At 61.3% G+C, this 21,044-nt stretch carries 17 protein-coding genes; 3 read left to right on the forward strand and 14 right to left on the reverse strand.

Annotated elements, in window-relative coordinates; all coding sequences use genetic code 11:
- Positions 1-67: 67 nt before the first annotated feature.
- The 8 genes from NDN01_RS02535 to NDN01_RS02570 form a co-directional block, all read right to left on the reverse strand.
- The gene (locus NDN01_RS02535; protein ID WP_272625571.1) at positions 68-1,495 is read right to left on the reverse strand and encodes an efflux transporter outer membrane subunit; all 1,428 of its coding nucleotides are present in this window, start codon (positions 1,493-1,495) and stop codon (positions 68-70) included.
- Positions 1,495-4,692, reverse strand: a complete 3,198-nt coding sequence (locus NDN01_RS02540; RefSeq protein WP_272625573.1) for an efflux RND transporter permease subunit — start codon at positions 4,690-4,692, stop codon at positions 1,495-1,497. Before NDN01_RS02540 ends, NDN01_RS02535 begins: the two co-directional genes overlap by 1 nt.
- Positions 4,693-4,699: 7 nt before the next feature.
- Complete coding sequence (locus NDN01_RS02545) at positions 4,700-5,899, reverse strand: efflux RND transporter periplasmic adaptor subunit (protein WP_272625574.1); 1,200 nt, start codon at positions 5,897-5,899, stop codon at positions 4,700-4,702.
- A gap of 146 nt (positions 5,900-6,045) precedes the next feature.
- A complete protein-coding gene (locus NDN01_RS02550) occupies positions 6,046-6,228 on the reverse strand; it encodes a hypothetical protein (RefSeq protein WP_272625575.1) in 183 nt (60 codons plus the stop codon).
- Positions 6,225-6,683, reverse strand: coding sequence for a YaiI/YqxD family protein (locus NDN01_RS02555; RefSeq protein WP_272628462.1), 459 nt, complete (start codon positions 6,681-6,683; stop codon positions 6,225-6,227). Before NDN01_RS02555 ends, NDN01_RS02550 begins: the two co-directional genes overlap by 4 nt.
- Positions 6,684-6,706: 23 nt before the next feature.
- Positions 6,707-7,192 carry a GreA/GreB family elongation factor gene (locus NDN01_RS02560; RefSeq protein ID WP_272625576.1) on the reverse strand — a complete coding sequence of 162 codons (486 nt, stop codon included), beginning with the start codon at positions 7,190-7,192 and terminating at the stop codon, positions 6,707-6,709.
- Positions 7,189-8,097 carry a LysR family transcriptional regulator gene (locus tag NDN01_RS02565; protein WP_272625577.1) on the reverse strand — a complete coding sequence of 303 codons (909 nt, stop codon included), beginning with the start codon at positions 8,095-8,097 and terminating at the stop codon, positions 7,189-7,191. The genes NDN01_RS02560 and NDN01_RS02565 overlap by 4 nt, the downstream gene beginning before the upstream one ends.
- Before the next feature lie 448 nt (positions 8,098-8,545).
- Positions 8,546-8,866 (reverse strand): hypothetical protein, encoded by a 321-nt coding sequence (locus NDN01_RS02570; RefSeq protein WP_272625579.1) that lies wholly within the window; start codon positions 8,864-8,866, stop codon positions 8,546-8,548.
- Positions 8,867-9,750: 884 nt separating this feature from the next.
- On the opposite strand from NDN01_RS02570, the gene NDN01_RS02580 reads away from it, so the two are divergent.
- Positions 9,751-10,428, forward strand: coding sequence for a transposase (locus NDN01_RS02580; RefSeq protein ID WP_272625581.1), 678 nt, complete (start codon positions 9,751-9,753; stop codon positions 10,426-10,428).
- 333 nt (positions 10,429-10,761) lie between these two features.
- Here NDN01_RS02580 and NDN01_RS02585 read toward each other — a convergent pair whose 3' ends face one another.
- The 4 genes from NDN01_RS02585 to NDN01_RS02600 all read right to left on the reverse strand — a co-directional run bounded on the left by NDN01_RS02585 (position 10,762) and on the right by NDN01_RS02600 (position 16,408).
- A complete protein-coding gene (locus tag NDN01_RS02585; RefSeq protein ID WP_272625583.1) occupies positions 10,762-11,196 on the reverse strand; it encodes a hypothetical protein in 435 nt (144 codons plus the stop codon).
- A gap of 98 nt (positions 11,197-11,294) precedes the next feature.
- Positions 11,295-13,874 carry an RHS repeat domain-containing protein gene (locus NDN01_RS02590; RefSeq protein WP_272625584.1) on the reverse strand — a complete coding sequence of 860 codons (2,580 nt, stop codon included), beginning with the start codon at positions 13,872-13,874 and terminating at the stop codon, positions 11,295-11,297.
- Between the two features lie 198 nt (positions 13,875-14,072).
- Positions 14,073-16,052, reverse strand: a complete 1,980-nt coding sequence (locus tag NDN01_RS02595) for a hypothetical protein (protein ID WP_272625586.1) — start codon at positions 16,050-16,052, stop codon at positions 14,073-14,075.
- Positions 16,049-16,408: a Calx-beta domain-containing protein gene (locus NDN01_RS02600; RefSeq protein WP_272625588.1), complete on the reverse strand. Its 360-nt coding sequence runs from the start codon at positions 16,406-16,408 to the stop codon at positions 16,049-16,051. The genes NDN01_RS02595 and NDN01_RS02600 overlap by 4 nt, the downstream gene beginning before the upstream one ends.
- Positions 16,409-17,070: 662 nt before the next feature.
- On the opposite strand from NDN01_RS02600, the gene NDN01_RS02605 reads away from it, so the two are divergent.
- Together NDN01_RS02605 and NDN01_RS02610 are read left to right on the forward strand one after the other, a co-directional pair.
- Positions 17,071-18,570 carry a CoA-acylating methylmalonate-semialdehyde dehydrogenase gene (locus tag NDN01_RS02605; protein WP_272625589.1) on the forward strand — a complete coding sequence of 500 codons (1,500 nt, stop codon included), beginning with the start codon at positions 17,071-17,073 and terminating at the stop codon, positions 18,568-18,570.
- 1 nt (position 18,571) lies between these two features.
- Positions 18,572-19,063, forward strand: a complete 492-nt coding sequence (locus NDN01_RS02610) for a hypothetical protein (protein WP_272625591.1) — start codon at positions 18,572-18,574, stop codon at positions 19,061-19,063.
- Positions 19,064-19,082: 19 nt separating this feature from the next.
- Here the strand turns inward: NDN01_RS02610 and NDN01_RS02615 are convergent, their stop codons facing one another.
- Complete coding sequence (locus NDN01_RS02615) at positions 19,083-19,877, reverse strand: sterol desaturase family protein (protein ID WP_272625593.1); 795 nt, start codon at positions 19,875-19,877, stop codon at positions 19,083-19,085.
- A 108-nt stretch (positions 19,878-19,985) separates the two neighbouring features.
- Positions 19,986-21,020, reverse strand: coding sequence for an AraC family transcriptional regulator (locus NDN01_RS02620; protein ID WP_272625595.1), 1,035 nt, complete (start codon positions 21,018-21,020; stop codon positions 19,986-19,988).
- Positions 21,021-21,044: the final 24 nt, after the last annotated feature.

The raw sequence follows: 21,044 nt of genomic DNA on the forward strand, positions 1-21,044 counted from the left end.
CTTTACCGGCTTTAAGCATCCGTCAAGCGAGCCTGCTGCGGGGCAGGCTGCAGCATCGCCGCAGCAATCAGTCGGTGGCGCCGCCGCCTGTCGGCTCCGGCCCGGCCGCCGTAGCGTCCAGCGTGGAATCCCCGCCCAGCGTGCGATAGAGCGTGACGAGATTGGTCGCCGCGATGAGCTGGGTCGAGACAAGCTGACGGCGCGCGGAATAGAGCGATCGCTGCGAATCCAGATTCTGCAGGAAGGTGTCGATGCCGCCGCGATAGCGCGCATCGGACAGGCGGTAATTGTCGGCCGCGGCGCTGGCCAGCGCCTCGGTCGCGCGCATCTGTTCGGTGATCGTGCCGCGCCGTGCCAGCGCATCCGATACTTCGCGGAACGCTGTCTGGATCGCCTTCTCGTAGCCGGCGAGCGCTGCGTCGCGCTGCGCTTCGGTCTGGCGGACGTTCGCCCGGCCCGCGCCGGCGTTGAAGATCGTATAGCTGGCATTGGCGCCGGCCGAATAGTTGAACGAGCCCCCCTCGAAGAGGCTGCCGAGCGAACCGCTCGCCAGCCCAAGCACCGTCGTCAGGGAGATGCGCGGGAACAATGCCGCCCGTGCCGCGCCGATCTGCGCATTGGCGCCGCGAAGCTGATATTCGGCCTGCACCACGTCGGGACGGCGCAGCAATATGCCTGAATCGATCCCCGCCGGCAGTTCGGCGACGGTCTTGCCGGCCTCCTCGATCGATCCGGGCAGCAGGCCGGGGTCGATCGGCGCGCCGACCAGCAACTGCAGCGCGTTGATATCCTGCGCGACTCTGGTGGTCTGCTGCGCGAGGTCGGATTGCGCGGTGGCCAGCACCGTTTCCGCCTGGCGCAGGTCGGTGCGCGGCGCGATACCGCCTTCCAGCCGGGCCCGGGTCAGCGTGACGCTCTTCTCGGCACTCGCGGCGGTGTCCTGCGCGATCGCCTGCAGGCTCCTGTCGGTGCCATAGGTCAGCCAGGCGGTGGCGATGTCGCCGACCAATGTCAGGCGCGTCGCCCGCGCCGCCGCTTCGGTCGCGAAATAGCTGTTCTGCGCGGCGGTGCTGAGGGACCGGATGCGACCGAACAGGTCGAGCTCGAACGCGGTGATGCCGCCATCGACCGAGAAATTGCTGCGCTCGCCGTTGCCGTTCCCAGTGTCGGCATGAGTCGCTCCCGCCGATACGCCGAGTGCCGGGAACAGTGCTGACCGCTGGATACGATATTGCGCCCGTGCGGCGGCGATGTTTGCCGCGGCGACGCGCAGGTCGCGATTGTTGGTCAGCGCCTGCTCGATGAGCGCCTGCAGCCGCGTGTCGCGGAAGATGTCGCGATAGGTGACGGCGGGCAGCGCCGCCTCGCTCTGCTTGAGATAGGCATCGCCGGCCGGCCAGGACGTCGGCACCGGCACGTCGGGGCGGACATATTTGGGCGCCATCGAGCAGGCGCCCAGCGATGTCGCCGCGAGCAATAGGGTCAGGCGGCGCATCACGCGATCCCCTCTTCGGCCTGCACCGGCTGGGCAGGGGGCGAGGGATGCTCGTGGTGCAGGTGCGCCAGCACGTTGCGGGTGCCCCGGCGAACCAGCACGAAGAACAGCGGGATGTAGAAGATCGCGAGGATCGTCGCGGTCAGCATCCCGCCGATCACCGCCGTACCGATCGCGACGCGGCTGTTCGCGCCAGCGCCGGTCGACACGGCAAGCGGCAGCACGCCGAAGATGAAGGCGAAGCTGGTCATCAGGATCGGGCGGAGACGGATGCGGGCCGCTTCCAGCGCTGCCTCGATCACGCGCCTGCCCTGCTTCTCGGCCTGTTCGGCGAACTCGATCATCAGGATCGCGTTCTTCGCGGCAAGCCCCATCGTCGTCAGCAGGCCGATCTGGAGGTACACGTCGTTCTCAAGCCCGCGCAACGTGACCGCGAAGATCGCGCCGACCAGCCCGAGCGGGATGACGAGCAGCACCGCGATCGGGATCGACCAGCTTTCGTAGAGCGCGGCGAGGCACAGGAAGACGACAAGCAGCGACAGCGCATAGAGATACGGCGCCTGGCCAGAGGAGAGGCGCTCCTGGAAGGACAGGCCGGCCCAGGCGACGCTGGTGCCGGGATATTGCGCGGCGAGCTGCTCCATCCGGTTCATCGCCTCGCCCGAGCTGACGCCCGGCGCGGCCTGGCCCTGCAGCTCATAGGCGGAGAAGCCGCCGAACCGGCTGAGCGACGAGGGCGCCGTGCCCCAGGAGACGTTGGCGAAGGACGAGAAGGGCGCCATGTCGCCGGTCGATCCGCGGACGAACCAGGAGCCGATATCGTCCGGTGCTGCGCGGAACGGCGCATCGCCCTGGACATAGACACGCTTCACGCGGCCGCGGTCGTTGAAGTCGTTGACGTACCGGCCGCCCCAGGCGGTCGACAGCGTCGCATTGACGTCGGCCTGGTTCAGTCCGAGCGTGCTCAGCTTCTGCGCATCGACATCGACCTTCAGCGTCGGCTGGTCCTGCAGGTCGGTCGGGCGCACCGCCTGGAGTGTCGGGTCGGCACGCGCCGCGGCGAGCAGCTTGTCGCGCGCGACCTTGAACTCCTCGCGGCTCAGCCCGCCGGTATTCTGGAATTCCATCTGGAAGCCGGCCGACTGGCCGAGCCCGCGCACCGCCGACGGCACGGTCGAATAGAATTCGACGTCGCGCAGGCCGCCCAGCGCGGCGGTCGCCCGCCGCGCGATCGCGTCGGCGCCGTTCTTCTCGCCCTTGCGTTCCGACCAGTCCTTCAGCGCCACGAAGCCGCGGCCGGTATTCTGGCCGCCGCCGCCGCCGCCCGCGACCGTCATGATCGCATCGGTATCCTTGCCCTCGGTCTTGAGGAAATATTTCTCGATCTCGCGTTGCGCCTGCTGGGTCTTGCCGATCGTCGCGCCGGGGGCGAGGTTGAACTGGATGCTGGTGGTGCCCTGGTCCTCGGTCGGCAGGAAGCCGGTCGGCAGCCTGACGAACAGGATCACCAGGATCGCGACGGTGATGGCATAGATGATCAGGAACAGGGCCTTGCGATCGACCACCTTGGAAACGGTGTTGGTATAGCGCTCGACCATGCGTTCGAAGCTGGTGTTGAACCAGGTCTTGGCCCCTTCCATCCGGTGCTGGATCCACCGGATCGATTCATGCCTGCTCTCGCTTTCCTCTTCCTTGCGCTTGAGCATGGTCGCGGTCAGCGCCGGGGTGAGCACCAGCGCGACCACCACCGACAGCACCATCGCGGAGACGATCGTGATGGAGAATTGCCGGTAGATCACGCCGGTCGATCCGCCGAAGAACGCCATCGGCAGGAACACCGCCGACAGGACCAGCGCGATGGCGATCAGCGCGACGGTGATCTCGTTCATCGACTCGATCGTCGCGTCGCGCGGGCTCATGCCCGGATTCTCTTCCATCAGGCGCTCGACATTCTCGACGACGACGATGGCGTCGTCGACGAGCAGGCCGATGGCCAGCACCAGGCCGAACATGGTCAGCGTGTTGATGGTGAAGCCGGCCACCGCGAAGATGGCGAAGGTGCCGAGCAGCACGACGGGTACCGCGATCGTCGGGATCAGGGTCGCCCGCCAGTTCTGCAGGAAGATGAACATGACGATGACGACCAGGATGATCGCCTCGATCAATGTCCACACCACTTCCTCGACCGACAGCTTGATGAAGCCGGTCACGTCCTGCGGATAGTCGTAGGCGAAGCCCTTGGGGAACTTCTTTGCCTGCGCCTCGATCTCGGCCTTGACCAGTTCGGCGGTCTTCAGCGCATCGGCATTGGGTGCCAGGCTGATGGCGATGCCAGCGCCGGGGTGGCCGTTGACCCGGCTGACGACGCCGTAATTCTCCGCGCCCAGCTCGACCCGCGCGACATCGGACAGATGGACGGTCGATCCGTCACGCTGGGTCTTCACCACGATGTTGGCGAATTGCGCCGGCGTCGACAACCGGCTCTGCGCCGTCACCGTCGCGTTCAGTGCCTGGTCGGGGCTGTTGGGCACGCCGCCCACTTCGCCCGCCGCGACTTCGGCGTTCTGCGCCTGGATCGCGGTGATGATGTCGCTCGGCATCAGGCTGAAGCTCGCCAGCCGGTCCGGGTTGAGCCACACGCGCATCGCATATTGCGATCCGAACACGTTGACGTCGCCCACGCCCTCCAGGCGGCCGATCGGTTCCTGCAGGGTGGAGACCATATAGTCCGACACGTCCTGGTTGGTGCGCGTGTCGGTCGTGTCGTAGATCGCCGCGACCATCAGGAAGTCCGGGTTGGACTTGGTGACGGTCAGGCCTTGCTGCTGCACCTGGGAGGGAAGGCGGGGCAGCGCCTGCTGCACCCGGTTCTGCACCTGCACCTGCGCGATGTCGGGGTCGATGCCCTTGGCGAAGGTCGCGCTGATGTTCACGCCGCCGCGCGAGTTGGAATTCGAACTGAAATAGAGCAGCCCGTCGATTCCGGTGAGCTGCTGCTCGATCACCTGGGTCACGCTGTTTTCGAGCGTTTCCGACGACGCGCCGGGATAATTGGCGCGGATGTTGACGTTGGGCGGCGCCACGTCGGGAAACTGCTCGATCGGCAGTGTCAGGATCGCGCCGGCGCCCGCCAGCATGATGATGATGGCGACGACCCAGGCAAAGATCGGCCGGTCGATGAAGATGCGCGAAATCACCGGCCGGTCAACCGGGCTTCTTGCCGGTCGGGGCGCCGATGTGTTCGGGCTGGCCCGCCGGCACCGGCCGCACGACCTGGTTCGGGATCGTCTTGCCCACGCCCTGGACGATCACCTTGTCCCCGGCGTTCACGCCGGCGGTGACGACCCAGTTGGTGCCGATCGCCTGTGTCGCCGTCACCTTGCGCTGGATCGCCTTGTTGTCGGGGCCGACGACGAACACGGTCGCATTGCCCTTCGGGTCGCGCGATACGGCTGGCTGCGGGATCAGGAAGGCATTGTTGCTGATCGACTGGGCGAAGCTTGCCCGCACGAACATGCCCGGCAGCAACAGCCCCTGCGGATTGGGGAAGCGCGCCCGGATCGTGACGGTGCCGGTCGTCTGGCTGACCACGACTTCGGAGAATTCGACCGTGCCGGTATAGCCATAGTCGCTGCCGTCCTCGAGCTTCAGGCGCACATCGGCATTGGCCGGGGTCTGGCCGCCCGTGGCGAGCTCGCGGCGCAGGGTAAGCAGCTCGGCGGTCGATCGCTGGATGTCGACATATATCGGGTCGAGTCGCTGGATCGTCGCCAGCGGATCGGCCTGGTTGTTCGTGACCAGCGCGCCGACGGTATAGAGCGACCGGCCGATACGGCCAGTGATCGGCGCGGGGACGGTGGTGAAGCGCAGGTTGATCCGGGCGGTATCGAGCGCGGCGCGATTCTGCGCGACGGCGGCCTGGCTCTGGCGTGCCTGCGCTGCCGCGTCGGTATAGTCCTGCTTGGCGACGGCCTCGATATCGGCGAGCGGCTTGTAGCGTTCGGCCTTGATACGGCTGGCTTCGGCCGTGGCCATGGCGCTGGTCAGATTGGCCTGCGCCTGGTTGGCGGCAGCACGGTAGAGGCTTGGATCGATCTGGTAGAGCGGCTGGCCCTGCTTCACCAGCGAGCCTTCGGTGAAGAAGCGGCGATGGATCACGCCTGAAACCTGCGGGCGGACCTCGGAGCTTTCGAAGGCCGTCGTCCGACCCGCCAGCTCGGTCGTGATCGGCACGCTGGTCGGCTGGATCACGACATAGCCCACCTGCGGCGGACCCTGGGGCCCGCGGCGGCCGCCGCCCTGCTTGGCCGTATCGGATTTGCCGCAGCCGGACAGCAGCGCCAGCGCCGCCAACAGGGCGAGCGTGGTCGATATACGCGCGGGGTCAGGCGATCGTACGGTCATTCTTGCTCCCGTTGCTTCAGGCCGTGCCAGCATGTCGCGACGGGAAGCTCCCGTGCGGAATGCGCCAAACACCGTCCCTCAACCTTGGTTCCTGTCTCGCCCGGAGCTGAACAGGCAAATGCTTTGTTAGTCGTATATCCTATATCCTATCTAAGTTTCGCGATAGAGAGGCCATCGGCCTTCGCGCGATCCTTAGTGGATTCCTCGCTTCGCTTCAGCGCCTTGGCTATCGCCTTGAGCGCCATGCCTTTTTTCGCGAGTGTATGGAGCTTCTGGATCTCGTCGCTTGTCCAGGGCTGCCGATGGCGTTCGAATTTGTCCTGGCTCATGACGGCTGGACCTTGCGCTTGAGCGACACCAGCGCCTGGTCGAGTGCCGAGAGGAAACGGGACCGGTCGGTCTTTGAAAACGGCGCGGGTCCGCCGATCGCGTCCCCGCCGGCGCGCAGGTCGGCCATGATCGCTCGGGTCGCGATCGCCGCCCCGATCGAACTGGTGGTGAAGGGCTTGCCGGTCGGGGCGATCACGGTGGCCCCGGCCTTGAGGCACCGGTCGGCCAGGAGGATATCGCTGGTCACGACGACGGCTGACGGGTTGGCCCGTTCGGCGATCCAGTCGTCGGCGGCATCGAACGAATCGTTCACGATCACCCGCTCGACGAGCGGATGAACCGGGATTCGCATGATGGAATTGCTGACGATCGCCACTGACACCTCGTGGCGAAAGGCCACTTTATAGACCTCGTCCTTTACGGGGCATGCATCGGCATCGACAAGGATTCGGATTGTCGCAAAATATGTCAGGCGGGTTACTCCCGTTCATCTTGTTCGTTGCTCGCCCGGCTGATCGTCACGATCTCGATCGCATCGGGCGTGCCGTTATAGTCGAGATGCTCGCCGGCCTCGGCGCCCATCATCGCCTTGGGCAGCGGGGCGGTGAAGGCGATGCGACCGGCGGCCGGATCGGCTTCGTCGCTGCCGACGATCCGGATGGTGCGGAGCGCGCCGTTGAGGCGGAAGGTGACGCTGGTGCCGAACGCGACCTCCGCGCCATCGGGTTCGGGCGCCAGGATCGCGGTGGTCTGGCGCGTGTTCCAGTAACGCAGCTCACGCTTCAGCACCTCGCGCGCGGTGTCGTCGGCCTCGGCGGCGATCTCGCCCTCCAGCGCGGGCACCCGCGCATCGATCAGCGCGCGGCCGCGCGCCGTGACCAGATTGGGCCCCGGCGGCAGCGGCAGTTCGAACTTCGGTTCCTTGTGCTCCTCGTCGCTCTCGCGGCGGAATGCGACGCTCATATCCTTCTCCCGGGCGCAAAGGCCGCCGGGCGCAGACTGCCCGTCGCGGCTTCCTTCAACCATTCAAGCACCGCCTCGATCCGCGCGAGCCGCCGCATGTCGCTATGGGTCACCAGCCAGAAGCTGCGGACGATATCGACCTGGTCGGGGAACAACATGGTAAGGCCTGGATCCTGATCGGCGATGAAGCTGGGCAGCACGCCGATGCCGGTGCCGTTGGCGATGGCGCTATACTGCACGTTGATGCTGGTCGAGCGGAGATTGGCGTCGAGCCCCGGCGCGACCTCGCCGAGATAGTCCAGTTCGGGCGAATAGAGGAATTCGGGGACGTACCCGATCAGCGTGTGCCCGCTCAGTTCCTCGATCGACCCGATCGGGCCGTGCGCGTCGAGATAGCGCGTCGCCGCGTAGAGCCTCAGCCGATAGTCGGCGAGCTTCGCCGCGATCAGCCGGCCGTGGCGGGGGCGGGCCATCATGACCGCGATATCCGCCTCGCGCTTCGAGGGATTGAGGAAGCCCGACGCGGTGACGAGATCGAGCCGGATGTCGGGATGGCGCCGGCGGAATTCCGGCAGGCACGGCGCCAGCACCCAGGTGGCGACCCCTTCCGCCACGCTCAGCCGGACATGCCCGGTCGCCTGGTTGGATCCCCCGCCCACTTCGCCCAGCGCATGCAGCGCGGTACTCTCGATCGTCTCGGCATGCGCGAACAGCGCCTGCCCCTGCTCGGTCAGCCGCCGCTCGCCCGCCTCGACCTCGAACAATTCGGACTGGAGCGCGGCTGCGAGCCGCCGTAATCGCCGGCCCACGGTGGTCGCATCCATCCCCAGCGACCGCGCCGCGGAAGCCAGATGCCGCGAGCGCGCTACCGCCAGGAATATCCGCAGGTCGTCCCAATCGAACATAACGCCGTAACCCGCTCCCCTCGTGCCGCCGGATCACCCCGCCCTAACCGTCACTGTCACCCCGGACTTGTTCCGGGGTCCATCGGGCCGCACATCAAACGGTCCGAGGCACCGGCGGCACGCTTGATGCCGGAACCAGCCCGACAAGGGACATTGGCCGCGAACGACACGCATGCTGCATAATTGCAGGCCCTACATGCACGTCGGGCGGCTTGCCTGCAAATTCCCCGGGTCGCCAGGTGGTTCAAGCGAGTGAGGGGAGGTTTGACAGGCGGCTTGCCATCACGTCGCCGGCTTCAGCGGGGGAGGTTCAGGGTGAATGGCCGATATGTTCATCCGCACCGCGCTCGCAGAGTTGACGCACTGACCCACTCCACTCTCGAATCGTTCGTTCAGCGGTTCCGGCGTGGTGCAACGACGCTATGCCTATGATCCCGGTTCCGGGTTATTAAAACGAAACGTCGCCAACCTCGATAATATTGCGATTGCCGTTGCGGCTTGAAACATAAAGATTGACCGTTTTCCTCAACGAAGCGGCGGTGTACATGAGCGACGTCAGTTCATGAAAATTAACTGCGGTCCGCTGGATATGGAAAAGCGAGCCGCCACAGGGGCCGGTGCCATCGAGCTGCAGGACCACGTCGGATGGGTCGGCATAGATACGATTGATAAGGCCGGCTTTGTAGGCGGGAAGGCTCTGTGCGTCCGCCGCGCTCAACGAGAAGGCTCCGCAGAAAAGAAGCAATCCAATGACGGGTATAAATTTCAATTTTACCTCCTCTGCATCAATCGTAAAACAGCACCCGCCTGTCATCGACCCGCTTCATGCCACGCGTACCCGTCGGCAACAGCGGCTCGATCCGCGCCCACTGCGCATCCGAAAACCAGAAGAAATCTGCCATCTCAAACGCCTCCTCGCACAGCCCGTTGAATCATAATCAAGACCAGCACGGAATCCTCTTTATGGGTCGGACCCTAGTTTGGCTGTGTCATCGCTCTCGCGTGTTCAAGTAAAATTTGACCACCTGTGCCGCGGATATCACTAATCCAATTAGAGTCATGGAAATCGTAAATGTGAAATATTCCGTAATGTGTTGCTGGTAGTTGTAAACAAAGAATCTTGCGATATCGATGATCAATCCTAGTGCGCCCATAAGGGTAATCGTCAAAAGGCTGAGCAAAAGGTTAAATTTTACATTACCTCTCATTAGCATTTTCCTGTTCTTTGACACGCGGCGTCAGCGAGCGGCCCGGCATTCGCCTTGGCGTTTCCGACGGCATTTGCTGTTCCGCGAACAGCGGCATCCGTATGCGAGTTTGGTGCCGGAGTGGTCACCGTACCGCGCGGTGGCACGATGGAAACACCCGTTTTCTCTGCAAGGGCGCGAGTTCCTTCCTTAATAGTATCCGCCGCCACGGAGCCTGCGGCTCCCACGATGCCGCCAATAACAGCTGCTTTGGCCAACTCTCTTCCGGTGGGCGCCCGACGCGAGATTCCGGCGTTAACTCCGGCGCCAGCCACTCCTACAACGACCCCCGCGCCGCCGTTCGCCGTGGAATTACGGTGGCAGAATTACGGTGACACGTGCAACAGCCCCTTTACTTTGCGGGGTTGGTTGCCAGCCTGACCATATGGCCCGGCTTCCCCGCATCATGCTTCCGGGCCTTCCGCACCATGTGACGCAGCGGGGCAACCGGCGCGAACGCGTGTTTTTCGAGGAAAGTGACTATGCGCTGTATCTCGACCTTCTGGCCGAGGCGGCGCCGCGATCGCAGGTAGCGATCTGGGGGTATTGCCTCATGCCCAATCATGTCCACATCATTGCCGTGCCGGCGGACGGGGACGGGTTGCGTCGCACCTTTCGCTCGGTCCACCGCCACTATACCGGCTATATCAATGCGCGGATGCGGGTGACCGGTCATCTGTGGCAGGGCCGTTTCAGTTCGGTCGCGATGGACGAGGCGCATCTGGTTGGTGCGTTGCGCTATGTTGCGCTCAATCCGGTCCGGGCGCGGCTCGTCGAGCGGCCCGAGGACTGGCGATGGTCGAGTGCGGCGGCGCATATAGCTGGCGAGGGTGATCGTTTTGTCGACATGGCGCCGGGGCTGGGGCGCGTGGGTGATTTCGCCGCTTTCCTAGATTCCGGTGGCGGTGCATTTATCTCGGCTTGGAGTTGGGCTCGCCGGCTTGAGGGATCGGCCTGCTTCATTTTTGAGCCGATCGAGAAAGGTGGCATCGCTGATCGGCCGGCCGATCTGTTCCGCCTTGCGCAATCGTATCAGCCGCTCCTCATCCTCTCCAGCCGCGAGGGGGCGGCGAAATCCAGATAACGCGCGATGACGGGTTCGCGCGCCGTGATGCCATCGTCGAAGCAGCCGAGATGGGCGTGAACGCTCGACCATGGCCAGTCCGCCGCTCGTGGCGCCAGACTGGCGCCGGGTTCGGCATCAGCACCCAGGACCAGCTTTCGACCCCGGCTGCCGCGCAGTGCGCGCTGAGCAGATCGCGATTGAGCGCATAATCCTCGTCGCCGAAAAAGGTTTGTGCACGACCGTTGCCACGCTGCGTCACATGGTGGGGATGCCCTGGGAAGGTCGCGCGTGCCAGTCGTGCCACGGGCTTGGGGTGCTATAAGCGCCGGATGGGGGCAATTAAAGGCACTGTCATCGGAACCCAAAACCCCGGAACTCAATTCCTCTGCAGTATTCCTTCATTGTGAAGCCATCGAATTGTATCACTCCGCCCGTTAAAGTCCCACCTTTATTTACAGCATCCCAAAAGAAGTATATACCGTTAAACGGTTTTTCGCTCGCTACTTTAGCTTGAAATAGTCTGTGGTATTTGAGGCCTTCGGAAGAATCAATAAGTCCAAGTGGGAAAACAATAATGTGCGGCCCTTTCAGTGATTTTTTTTTGTAGATGCGGGCTGTCGTTTTATCCAGAACAACATTTCTGAATCCACCAATGGATGATATTTGATAAATATTGCCGTCGATTACTTTAATATCCATGCTAACCGTGCAAGCCGGAGCCTGAGATACCAATGTCGACAATGAGGCGGCGGAAAAGCTTGCAGCCATGATAAGATGTTCAATCATATAAAGCCTCCAAATAACTTTCTTGGCCAAATTGCACTAAAGTTAATATGGTCATTGTGTCCAAGTGCGCTATAGTTTGTAACAAATGTGCCAGCTGTTTAGCACGATGGGTTGGCTCCATTGCTGCTGGGACATAAATTTGGATTCTCTGGTGGAGGCGCGTTTACTGTAACAGTTGTCGTATTAGCCCTAAAAAATTCACTTTCTCCCGACCTCGCTCTGCGGGAGTTCTCTGCGTCGATGGAGCCAGCGTGATTACCGGTTCCGTCATCTCCCGGAAGGCCTCTGATATCATTCCTAACATTGGATAATTCGTGTTCGGCTAAATCGGCTTCTGAATAGGTGTAAATTTTTCCGTCCCACGTTCTGGATTGTACTGTATCTGCGGGATCGTACTTCAATTCGCCGCCGAGCTTTCCGTCACGTGCTTCATAATGAGCACCAGAGACCCTATCATTTTGCCTAGCTTCAGTAACTTTAATGCGAATAGCTTTGCTAACAAGCTCTTTCTCAAGGCTTGGTGCCATCGAATATCGATCCTGAAGCCGGCGATCGACCCAGCCCTTGGCGGGCGTAGATGTCCCACACAATCCGTACTCGACCCTGCCTACCAAGGTGCAACTCCCAGTTGGATCGCGTCCCCCAATAGGATCATTTCTCACATACGCGTATAAATTGTTCTGATCCTTGTACCCAATCGGATCGGTCTGCAGAAACCTCCCAAGCCTCGATGAATAAATTCGCGCTTTGTAATAATACATCCCCATCTCGGAGAGATAGATTTGACCGGTATATTGAAACCGTCCGCCGTTGTTCGCGCCCGGCACTCCATATTCGTCATAGGTATTGAGCGTCACTAGTTCGCCCGAGACATTCGCCATCGAAGTGATAGAACCCTGATGATCCGACTGGAGGCTGTACCGGTTGAACAGGCCAACGCCAGCGTACCATAGCAGCGGGTCGTCATCGCCCGGCCCGTGGACATAGCGCCGAAGCATCGTTCCATCCGGCCCGAACTCCGAGAGAAGTTCATCGCCATCGTACAGGAATGTGGTCCCGTCGGTGAGCGAGTAGAGCCGCCCAAGCGGATCATAGACCAGGTTCGCCGTCAACGTCCCCGCAGCAGAGACCAGCCGGTTTTCGACATCATAGGTGAAGCTCGTCCCACCGTTCGACGCAAGGTTGCCGTTGGCATCATAGCCGAGCGCGCCCGCGCCGACCGCTTTGTATTGGTTTAGGCCGTTGACGGTGTAGGCATTGGATGCCGGTGTGTAGCCGGTATAGGCATAGCTGTCGTTCGAACGACCCAGGCTGATGATCTGGCTTGCTGGATTGTAGCCGAAGGTTGCAATGTTGTCTGCGCTCGTTCCCGACAGATTGTCACTGAGGTTGGCCAGGCGCGAGATATCGTCATAGTCATAGGTCGTCAGCACCGCACCGCGTGCGGCATGCCAGCGCTGGCCCTTTGCGTTGTAGTCGAGGGTGGCGACCTGGGTGCTGCCATTCTGGTTGACGGCGGTCATCCGGTCCAGGCCGTCATAGTCATAAGTGAAGTAATTGCCGTCCGGATGCGTCACTCGGATGCGGTTACCGTCCGCATCATAGGTTCGCCCGATCGCCCGGCTCATGCCACCCATGCTGACGGTGCTCGAGGTCAGGCGGCCGAAACCGTTATAGGCATTCACCACCGCATCCGCGCCATTGGCACTGTCGAACCTGGCGGCGGTTTGCAGGTCCTGCAGATTATAAGCATAATAAACGTCGCGTACCGCAGAGGCGGGCGGCGTGGTGCAGGCATAGCCGGATACGCACGTCCCGCTCACATGCTTAATCTTCAATCGGTTCAGCGCGTCATAGCGATAGGTGATTGTCCGCCCGTCGCGCTTTCTCAGGTCCGTACGATTGCCATTCGCGTCATAGCCATATTCTTCGAAGTCGGTTGTACTGGCTATGCCCGGCGTTGTCGGTGACGGAAATGCCCACACTGTCTGTCGGTCTAACCCGTTATAACCATAGGCCGCCTTGTTGCCGTTCGCGTCCGTTACCAAGGCCTGCTTGCCGTTGGGCGTATATTCATAGGTCGCATAATCCTGTTGCAGCGGTGTCCCGTAGGCCTTTTGTATCTTTAGCAAGTGGCCCGCCACGTCGTAGACGTGCTTGGTGATCCGATCTGGACCCTGGCTGCCTTCCGGACCCAGCGTGGAAGCGCTCGGCGGCAATGTGCCAAAGGCAGCCGGGTTCATGCGCACCGCCGTGTATTCGAGCCGACCCATCGCATCATAGCTGTACTGGGTAACCGCATGGATTCCACTGCCCGCCGACGGGCCCGCCCTCACGATTTCTTTTACCTTGCGGCCCATTCCGTCATACTCGGTGTCGGACCTCTGATGGACCGTAAAACCCGTCCAGTTTTCCGGAGCCACCGCTTCCGATAACCAAGCGGCAAGTTCCCCTTTCTCTACCTTCACCAGCCGCCCGCCGGCATCATAGCCATTGCGCTGCGCCAGATGATGCAGACCTCCAGCCCCGTCGGGATCCGGCGCGATCGTGCCCGTCACCCGACCCATCGCATCATACCGTGTCGCGGTGGTAAAGGGTGACGGTGATGACTGCGGCCACGCAACCGATGGCAACCAGAGTGCCAGGAAACCGAGGAGGCTCACCACAGGCTTGTGCATTATCCTTATCCTCTCTCGCCGTTTCATCGGCTGGTTCCCGGGTGTGGATCACCCGAGACTGCCAGGTGCGGAAATCGTCCGTTCCGCAAGGCGGTGCGCTTTATGCGTGGGCATTCGATCCGAAGAACGGGCAGGGGACTCGCGAGGCTGCAGTAAGCGCTGGACCTTGTTGCGTGGTTCATCATCAACGCTCCGCCTTCACGAACAGCTTGCCAAGCCGGCGTTAGGTTTTGTCTCAGCAATTTTTTCACCGAAATAGTTGTATTTGTAACAGGTCCGATGCGTCTCCAGTAATCCTGACGAGCCCATGGCCGTGACCGCAACTCCTCGCAGGTTAAGGTTGTTGGCGCCGCTCAAAGGGCCATAGTCATACTGGGTCAGAATATCATTGGCTCCGCCCGTGCAGGTGGATGTGGTGTCGCAAACGACCATCTGTGTTGGCAGAGAGATTGCGGGCCCCGCGGCCACGATATTGCCCGCAGCATCCTTGATGTACGCAGTACGTGGTGTGTATGTGTACACTTTCTTGGGTCGAGGGGCTCCGGCCGTCGGCGCGGGACGCGTTTCAACCTCGATCTGCCCTCGAGAATTATACTCGTATTCGGTCATATTTCCGTTTGGATCGGTGACACTTGTCGGCTTGTTGCAATAAGCGAGTGTAGAAGGCGAGCATGTTGACGGATAGGTTAAATATGTAATTTCCTGACCCAGGGTACTTCCCGGTTTCGGCGACACAACGCGCTTGCTTACATTATTCCGGATGTCATAATATATTTGAACGTTGTTTCCCTCAGGTAACGTTTCTCCGGAAATTTCCATCCGCTCGTCGCGGCTATATCCTGTCTGCCGTCCTAAGTCGTCAGTCCAGGAGATGAGAGCGCGCCGTGCTGAACCCCATTCGGGTACCGGACGAATTGCCCGAGAATTTCCAATCAGCTGTTCGCCTATTTTCATCTGAGTGTCGATATAAAATGCCAGATTGTAGGGGTTCGAACCCCATGAGCCGAATTTACTTTTGGTCGTGTTATAGGAGGCCAAGAGGCTTCCCATCTGTACTGAGCTTACGAAGATATCATCATGGATGTCGCCCTTTTTTACGTGGGAGATCGTGTAATTCGGCGAACTGAATCCCGGTAAGGTTACCGTCACTGGATACCAGCGGTACCATGACGGGGGATCTGGACACTGGGATATGTAGTCTGTGACATAGCATATTCGTTCATAATCAAATGCATAAAGTTGATGAAAGGTATATCTGGTTATGCCTCCGCCCGCGTCGGTCAATACACGCTCGCCTGCGGATGTGTTTGCTGAGGCTTGGCGCGTTTGCGTTAACCCTGAGCAATATGTTGAACTGGTGAGGTCGCAATAATCTACCGCTAGATTGACGGCTTGAATATCGATATGCGAACTCGATCCGGTAAACTTGAGCATATATCCAAAGTTGTTTTTAGCCGATCGGTATGGCCGGTCCCGGTCTTCGAACGATATGGAGGCCGACGTTCCCATAAACCTAATTTCGCGGCCATCTGGATACGTGACGACTCGTTCATTCGGGCTGAAGTCAATGACTATCCCGAATTTATCGGTAAATATATAATGATCTCCGGATACAATTAACGTAGATCCGGTCGGGTACTGAGTAACAAAAGCATCAGAGCTCCCGGTATTTCGTCGAAAAGTCTCATTAACCTCGTTGAATTCAATGGATAGATAATCGTAATAATTTAAAGTTCCTTCTTTTCTGATCTGATTGAAGGCCATTCTGGGTATGCCGCTTTGCTGAAAGTCGCTTCCATCGACCGGACCATATGAAACGGCAAGGGATGATTCTTCGCTGCTTCCGATCTTTATTTGATCCGATGTCCTAAGGGCGAATCTTCCTGTCTTTCGTTCCACGGAAAAGCGGTCAATAAGTTCCTGATTGATCCTGGGTTGCGTCACCTGCGAAAAAGCGGGGCTGTGTAGAGGTGTGCAAATAACACAAGCTGCGATGTAGACCTTCCTAAATGGAATTTTCTCAGATTGAAAATTCCCCTTGTGATTTTTAAGTTGGTTCCCGTGTCGCCGAAGTTCGCGGATAATCATTGAATTGCCCTTCCGATCGGCGCCTGCTTTAAAATGGAGTGGTTCGCTCGACTCTTTTTGTCCTCTTGTGACGGCTTGGCCATGTTTCACTCGTACTCCGACGCAATTGCGACGGCGCTTCTTCTTGCCAAATTTCTCCGCCAGAACAATGGCGGTGCGTGCAATGGTTCCCTAAATATTGCCGCTGTCTTTGCCCCGATGATGTCCCGATGGTCGCGCCGCGGGGCGCGGCCGAGATGTTCATTCAGTACCGTTTCGTTCGATTTCGTTGTCGCGTCGCCGGCCGTTGCAACGGTGATCATCTTCGATGCCTCCGACGGGAGGAAGGTAAGCGTTTCAGATGTTGCGGTAAAATCAGGGTTAAACGTCGCCGTGGCTGAAGTGCTGGCGTAATTCGCGGTGTGGGTGCCGGGCATAGTTCCGGTCTTTTGGAGATTGAAGATCATGCTGCCACCCTGCACGACCGCGAACAGTTCGCCTCGGAAGTGGGCGCAGGCGGCTGGATCGACGCGGTGACGGTGTAGCTCATACGATTGCTCGCTGGGTCGAGGCTAGGCACATATTCACTCATCGCAGCCCCCCGGGAGTGTGTGGCTGCTACGAGACAGCTACGCGCATCATAAATACAGGTCGTGGTTTCCGGCGCCGATGCGGAGGAGCCGATCGCCAGGGCAGCCGACATGATTCCAGTTAGCAACAACGAGTGCGCGCGCATGCAATGTCCCCTCCCCGCAAGCAGCCCACGTGCCCGGCGGCGATGACGAATCCGTTTATGATTTCGGTGTGGAACTGGACCTTAAACGTATGACGAGGTCGGCTGGGATGCTATCGAATTTATATCGGATATGGGTCTATCGCTCATGGCGGCCTTGCGGACAGAAGCTTTTGCGCTGTCGCACTCAAGGAACGGTGCCATTTTTGACTGATCGATCGTCCGCCAGCAGCCATTCCTTCGAACGTGCGGCAGCTATTCTATCGTCAGCTCACCAAGCTCATCCCAAACGCCGCACGTCCTGCATAATTGCAGTCCCAACATGCACCCCATCCACCTTGCCTGCAAAATTCCCGAGCGTAAGGAAGAACCACAAAAGTTTTGGGAAGGTTCGACATGCGCCTCATCGATCATCACGTCGCTGGCCTCTCCGGTGGCGGTTCGGGCCGCACGGCCGATGTGTTCAACCCCAATACCGGTCAGGTCCAGGCGACCGTCCAGCTCGGTGACCAGACGGTGCTCGATGCCGCTATCGCCGCCGCGCAAAAGGCCCAGCCGGCATGGGCCGCCACAAACCCGCAGCGCCGCGCCCGGGTGATGTTCGCCTTCAAGGCGCTGGTCGAGAAGAACATGGACGAGCTGGCGCATCTGCTCTCGTCCGAGCACGGCAAGGTCGTCGCGGATTCACGCGGCGATATCCAGCGCGGGCTTGAGGTGATCGAGTTCTGCTGCGGCATTCCGCATGTGCTGAAGGGCGAATACACCCAGGGTGCAGGCCCTGGCATCGACGTCTATTCGATGCGCCAGCCGCTGGGCATCGGTGCCGGCATCACCCCGTTCAACTTCCCGGCGATGATCCCCCTGTGGATGTCCGGCGTCGCCATCGCGACCGGCAACGCCTTCATCCTCAAGCCGAGCGAGCGCGATCCGTCGGTGCCGGTGCGCCTCGGCGAGTTATTCCGCGAGGCCGGCCTGCCGGAGGGCATCTTCCAGGTCGTGCACGGCGACAAGGAAATGGTCGATGCGATCCTCGATCATCCCGCTATCTCGGCGGTCAGCTTCGTCGGTTCGTCCGACATCGCGCATTACGTCTACTCGCGCGGCGTCGCCGCCGGAAAGCGCGTCCAGGCGATGGGCGGGGCGAAGAACCACGGCATCGTCATGCCCGATGCCGATCTCGACCAGGTCGTCGCTGACCTGTCGGGTGCCGCCTTCGGTTCGGCGGGCGAGCGCTGCATGGCGCTGCCGGTTGTCGTGCCGGTCGGCGAGAAGACCGCCATCGCGCTCCGCGAGAAGTTGATCCCGGCGATCGACGCGCTGCGCGTCGGCGTCTCGACCGACAATGATGCGCATTACGGCCCGGTAGTGAACGCCGCGCACAAGCAGCGTATCGAGAACTGGATCCAGACCGGCGTCGACGAGGGCGCCGAACTGGTCGTCGATGGCCGCGGCTTCGAATTGCAGGGACATGAGAAGGGCTTCTTCATCGGCCCGTCGCTGTTCGATCATGTCACGCCCGACATGCAGGCGTACAAGGAAGAGATTTTCGGCCCTGTGCTGCAGATCGTCCGCGCCGACGATTTCGAACATGCGCTTCGCCTGCCGAGCGAGCATCAATATGGCAACGGCGTCGCCATCTTCACCCGCAACGGCCATGCCGCGCGCGAATTCGCGGCGCGCGTCAATGTCGGCATGGTCGGCATCAACGTGCCGATCCCGGTGCCGGTCGCCTATCACACCTTTGGCGGCTGGAAGCGCTCGGCGTTCGGCGACACCAACCAGCACGGCATGGAAGGCGTGAAGTTCTGGACCAAGGTCAAGACGATCACGCAGCGCTGGCCGGACGGTGGTGTGGGCGATGCCGCCAACGCCTTCGTTATCCCGACCATGGGGTGAGATGATGCTCGGCTTTCTTCTCGCGTTCGTGCTGTTGGTGCCGCTCCAGGCGGCGCCGGCTGTCGAGCCGGAAGAGCCAGCGCCTCGACCGTGGGTCGGGCCCGGTCGATTCTGCGGCTACGCTTCCGTTATAGATCTGCAGCCGGGCGAGCAGATAATTGCTGGTGAAGGCGGTGTCCACGGCGCCAGCTATATCTGGTCGGGGCCGTTCGGGGCTATTGTCGTGGACGAGATCAACTGGGCCTCAAGGCCAAAGCATGTCGTGCGCAGCATATCAAAGGAAGGCGGGATCGAGATCTTCCAGTTGCGGGGCGGCGGGTCGAAACCCCTGTATGTTGTCTCCGACGGGGGCCATCTGGTCGCCTATCTGTCGAGTTCGATGTTCAGGAAGAACAAGTCCGATCTCAAGTATATCCGCCGGATAGGTCTGTCCGATCACGCTGGCGATAAAGGCACTGGCTGTAAATACCGGATGCTCTTTTCGTGGGAATGACGTCGCACGCCCGCCTCCCTCACGCCGGAACGGCTTCCCCCGTCATCGCGCGCGCCGCCACGCTCTCGAACCGCGCATGATATTTCGGATGCTCGGTGCCCATCCACCGGTCCCACCAGGTGAAGTAGAGGCCGAAATTGTGCCGGCCCTCGCTGTGGTGGAGGTCGTGGTGGGTGGTCGTGGTCAGCCAGCCGGTCCAGGGAGACCGGGTAAAGCCGGACCAGGCCAGTTCATGCCCCGAATGGCCGATCGCGTTGCGGGCGATCTGGTGGCCCAGGAAGATGAACACCGCGAGCGGATACATCGGCCCGAAGCGCGACAGGACGAACAGGAAGACCGGCACATACAGCGCCTCGAACACGGATTCGATCGGCGCGAAGGCATAGGACGCCCAGGAGGTCGGGGTACGCGACTGGTGATGGGCGGCATGGGCGCGGCGGAACATCATGCGCAAATGCAGGCCCCGGTGCATCCAGTAGAACCAGAAGTCGTGCAGGATCACCATCGCGACGAGCTGGATCGCGATCATGCCCGCGTCGAACGTGCGGGCGACGGTGATCACGCCGCTCGTGATCATCGCGAAGGTGATCAGGTTGACCACGCCGAAGATCGCGACCGTCTGAATGGACAGCAACAGTTCGCGTCGGCGATCGGCCATGGTCGCTGTGCGCTGCTGGATGCGGCGCGGCGCGGTCCAGCGGCGGAGCAGCCAGTAGATGACCGCGACGCCCGCCGCGCCGAACAGGTAACGGGTCATCTCGACGGTGAAGCTGTGCAGCCAATGGTCGCCGATGGTCTGCAGGGTCTCGATCACATTGCCACTCCGTTCGATTGGGTTCGGCCCTCTGCCTATCCGGCGGCGCGCGGCGATGCTGCGCCAGCCCGAAAAATGCCGATCGATTCCGGAATCGATCGCGTTTTTTCAATTCCGCACGATGTTGGCGCGGCGATATTCGCTCGGCGACTGGCCGACGGTCTCGCGAAAAGCCCGGTTGAACGGGGCAAGCGAGCTATAGCCCAGGTCCATCGCGATCGTCAGGATCGGCAGGTCGACATGCTGCGGATCGACCAGCAGCGCCTTGGCCTCGCCGATGCGGTGGTGGTTGAGGAAGGCCGAGAAATTGCGATAGCCCAGCCGCTGGTTGATCAGGCTGCGCAACCGGTGCTCGGGCGTTTCGAGCAGCTCGGCCAGCGCGCCGATGCTCAGGCCCTGTTCGCGATAGATGGTTTCGGCGATGGCCGTTTCGAGCTTGCGATTGAGCACATGCTCGGACGGACTGAAGCTCGGGGCAGGGGCCGGTTCGGGCTGGGCGGGATCGAACAGCAGGTCGGGGTCGCTCTGCAGCAGGGCGACACCCATGGCGGTGGTCGCAACCAGGATCGCGGCAGCCTGCGGGATCGCGATCTCGGGCCCCGTGGTGCGAAAACCGAAGAGCATCTCCAGCGCGACCACGACGAACGCGAGCGTTCCCACCACGATCACGAACCCGACGCGAAGCTGGCGGCGCTTCTCGATCAGGTCGTCGCCCCGCTCGCGAATCGCGATCAGGATCGCATGGCCTGCCAGAATGAGCGAAACGCCCCGTTGAATCGAAGCGATCGCAATGGCCAGGTCCAGCCCGGCATAGCGGGTGAAGAAGAAGCAGGCCCAGCATCCGACGGTCACCGCGATGCCGGCGATCAGCGCCCGCCGGTCGATCGCGCGCTCGAACAGCAGGTGCGAGAAGATCCACAGCAGCAGCGGCACCGACTGCGCCATGAGCTGGACGACCGCCCAGAACGGCCCTTCGGTCGGCCGGAACAGGTGAGTCGCCAGCGTCAGGTAGCAGCATACGCCAAGCAGCAGCATCGCCGTCGCGATGCGGATCGGCCTCGGCGCGCGCCCGCGCCCGATCACCAGCGCGATCAGCAGCAACTGGCCGATCGCCAGCATCCGCATCACCGTGTCCAGAAGCATCAGCCGCGTCATATCGGTACCGTT

The sequence above is a fragment of the Sphingomonas sp. QA11 genome (assembly GCF_028473665.1).
Taxonomy (GTDB): Bacteria; Pseudomonadota; Alphaproteobacteria; order Sphingomonadales; family Sphingomonadaceae; genus Sphingomonas; species Sphingomonas phytovorans.

What these genes read in the sequence shown, in the direction of transcription:
- NDN01_RS02605 (WP_272625589.1), top strand. Translation starts at nt 17,071, where the DNA reads ATGCGCCTCATCGATCATCACGTCGCTGGCCTCTCCGGTGGCGGTTCG.
- NDN01_RS02590 (WP_272625584.1), bottom strand. Translation starts at nt 13,874, where the DNA reads ATGCACAAGCCTGTGGTGAGCCTCCTCGGTTTCCTGGCACTCTGGTTG.
- NDN01_RS02585 (WP_272625583.1), bottom strand. Translation starts at nt 11,196, where the DNA reads ATGATTGAACATCTTATCATGGCTGCAAGCTTTTCCGCCGCCTCATTG.
- NDN01_RS02565 (WP_272625577.1), bottom strand. Translation starts at nt 8,097, where the DNA reads ATGTTCGATTGGGACGACCTGCGGATATTCCTGGCGGTAGCGCGCTCG.
- NDN01_RS02610 (WP_272625591.1), top strand. Translation starts at nt 18,572, where the DNA reads ATGATGCTCGGCTTTCTTCTCGCGTTCGTGCTGTTGGTGCCGCTCCAG.
- NDN01_RS02580 (WP_272625581.1), top strand. Translation starts at nt 9,751, where the DNA reads ATGCTTCCGGGCCTTCCGCACCATGTGACGCAGCGGGGCAACCGGCGC.
- NDN01_RS02535 (WP_272625571.1), bottom strand. Translation starts at nt 1,495, where the DNA reads ATGCGCCGCCTGACCCTATTGCTCGCGGCGACATCGCTGGGCGCCTGC.
- NDN01_RS02545 (WP_272625574.1), bottom strand. Translation starts at nt 5,899, where the DNA reads ATGACCGTACGATCGCCTGACCCCGCGCGTATATCGACCACGCTCGCC.
- NDN01_RS02620 (WP_272625595.1), bottom strand. Translation starts at nt 21,020, where the DNA reads ATGCTTCTGGACACGGTGATGCGGATGCTGGCGATCGGCCAGTTGCTG.
- NDN01_RS02550 (WP_272625575.1), bottom strand. Translation starts at nt 6,228, where the DNA reads ATGAGCCAGGACAAATTCGAACGCCATCGGCAGCCCTGGACAAGCGAC.
- NDN01_RS02600 (WP_272625588.1), bottom strand. Translation starts at nt 16,408, where the DNA reads ATGATCTTCAATCTCCAAAAGACCGGAACTATGCCCGGCACCCACACC.
- NDN01_RS02560 (WP_272625576.1), bottom strand. Translation starts at nt 7,192, where the DNA reads ATGAGCGTCGCATTCCGCCGCGAGAGCGACGAGGAGCACAAGGAACCG.